The sequence below is a fragment of the Cellulomonas telluris genome, assembly GCF_004886325.1.
Classification (GTDB): domain Bacteria; phylum Actinomycetota; class Actinomycetes; order Actinomycetales; family Cellulomonadaceae; genus Cellulomonas; species Cellulomonas telluris.
This window is the reverse complement of the sequence record NZ_QXFN01000086.1, coordinates 1-542: the sequence shown is the minus strand read 5'-3', so window position 1 is coordinate 542 and position 542 is coordinate 1. Positions and strand designations below refer to the sequence as shown.

Sequence of the window (542 nt, the reverse complement as noted above, 5' to 3'; positions counted from 1 at the left end):
TTCGGCATGAAGCGGATCAGCCGCTGGCACTCGAGGATGTGGAGCCGCGCGAGCCGGGCGCGGTCGATCGGGCTCGGCTCCTCGCCGCCGGTGTCGCCCGCGCCGGCCGACGCGTCCTCGTACTGGTAGCCGGCCTTGCCGCGGATCCTCTGGTCGCCGCCGGAGCAGAACGACCACTTGCCGTTCTTCGGGCTCGGGCCGTTGCCGGTGAGGAGCACGCAGCCGACGTCGGCGGACGTACGTGCGTGCTCGAGGGTGCGCAGCAGCTCGTCGACGGTGTGCGGGCGGAAGGCGTTGAGCACGTCGGGGCGGTCGAACGCGATGCGGACCGTCCCGTGCTCGCGCGCCCGGTGGTAGGTGAGGTCGGTCAGGTCCTCGAAGCCGGGCACGACGTCCCAGGCCTCGGGGTCGAAGATCTCGCTGACGCCCTCGATCGCACTCATGCTGCGGAGGCTATCGCCCGGCCGGGGGTGGAAGATGACCGACCGCCGTGGTGTTGTGGGGGACATGGCACTGACAGGTGAGTACGTCCCGAGCAAGTC

At 70.7% G+C, this 542-nt stretch carries 1 protein-coding gene; it reads right to left on the bottom strand.

The window, feature by feature from the left end:
- A partial coding sequence (locus FB586_RS18860; RefSeq protein WP_187697902.1) for an enoyl-CoA hydratase-related protein occupies window positions 1–443 on the bottom strand: 443 nt, incomplete at its 3' end.
- Window positions 444–542: the final 99 nt, after the last annotated feature.